This is a genomic window from Rhizobium mulingense (assembly GCF_029194105.1).
Classification (GTDB): Bacteria; Pseudomonadota; Alphaproteobacteria; order Rhizobiales; family Rhizobiaceae; genus Rhizobium; species Rhizobium mulingense.
Window position 1 is genome coordinate 1 of sequence record NZ_JARFVE010000051.1, and the last position, 1,479, is coordinate 1,479.

The following is a 1,479-nucleotide window of genomic DNA, read 5'->3' on the forward strand; positions in this document are numbered from 1 at the left end:
TAACCGGCATCGACGGCGGCGCGGCTGGCGCCGACGGCAGCCCCGAGCTTGTCGGCAACCGGCAGGATGACTTGCCTGAACTTCTCGGCCGAGCCGAGCGCCCGGCCGCCGGAGATGATGATCTTCGCCGAGGTCAGCTCCGGACGGTCGGAGGCCGACAGCGCGTCGGCGACGAAGCGCGACAGACCCGGATCGGAGATCGCTGCGATCGTCTCGACCGTTGCCGAACCACCTTCGGCGGCGGAAGCAAACGAGGCGGTGCGCACGGTGATGACCTTCTTGGCATCGCTTGCCTGCACCGTCTGGATGGCATTGCCGGCATAGATCGGCCGCTTGAAGGTATCGGGGCTGACGACTTCGATGATCTCCGAGACCTGGGCGACATCAAGCAGGGCAGCGACGCGCGGCAGCACCGTCTTGCCGACCGAGGTGGCGGCAGACAGGATCGTGTCGTAGGAACCGGCGAGTGAGACGATCAGATCGGCCAGCGGCTCGGCGAGATTGTTGGCAAGCGCGTCGCTCTCAGCGAGCAGCACTTTCGAGACGCCGGAGAGCTTGGCGGCCTGATCGGCGGCCGCCTTGGCGGCCTTACCGGCGACCAGCACATGAATATCGCCGCCGATCTGGGAAGCTGCCGTCAGCGCCTTGGCGGTCTGGTCGGAGAGGTGATTGCCGTCATGGTCGGCCAGAAGAAGAATGGTCATGATAGTTGCTCCTGTTCCAACCCGATTACAGCACGCCGGCTTCGTTTTTCAGCTTGTCGATGAGTTCGGCGACCGACTTGACCTTGACGCCGGCCTTGCGGCCGGACGGCTCCTCGGTCTTCAAGACCTTCAGCCGCGGCGTCGTGTCGACACCGAAATCGGCCGGGCTCTTCTTGTCGAGCGGCTTCTTCTTCGCCTTCATGATGTTCGGCAGCGAGGCATAACGCGGCTCGTTCAGGCGAAGATCGGTGGTCACCACCGCCGGCAGCTTGATCTCGATCGTCTGCAGGCCGCCGTCGACCTCGCGGGTGACGGTCGCCTTGCCGTCACCGATCTCGATCTTCGAGGCGAAGGTTGCCTGGGCCGAACCCAGCAATGCCGCCAGCATCTGGCCGGTCTGGTTGGAATCGTCGTCGATCGCCTGCTTGCCCGTGATGATCAGCCCCGGTTGCTCGGCATCGGCGACCGCTTTGAGGATCTTGGCGACAGCGAGCGGCTCGACCTGATCGTCGGTCTCGACCAGGATCGCCCGGTCGGCGCCCATGGCGAGCGCGGTGCGCAGCGTCTCCTCGGCCTTGGCCGGACCGATCGAGACGACCACCACTTCCTCGGCCTTGCCGGCCTCCTTCAGCCGCAGCGCCTCTTCCACCGAGATCTCGTCGAACGGGTTCATCGACATCTTCACATTGGCAAGCTCGACACCCGTGCCATCCGGCTTCACCCGGATCTTCACGTTGTAGTCGACAACCCGTTTGACGGGCACGAGAATCTTCAT

Annotated in this window: 2 protein-coding genes; both read right to left on the reverse strand. The window is 64.4% G+C overall.

Annotated elements, in window-relative coordinates:
* The coding region (locus PYR71_RS30595) for an electron transfer flavoprotein subunit alpha/FixB family protein (RefSeq protein WP_275621779.1) at window positions 1-704 on the reverse strand (704 nt) is incomplete at its 3' end.
* Between the two features lie 25 nt (window positions 705-729).
* Complete coding sequence (locus tag PYR71_RS30600; protein WP_183917118.1) at window positions 730-1,479, reverse strand: electron transfer flavoprotein subunit beta/FixA family protein; 750 nt, start codon at window positions 1,477-1,479, stop codon at window positions 730-732.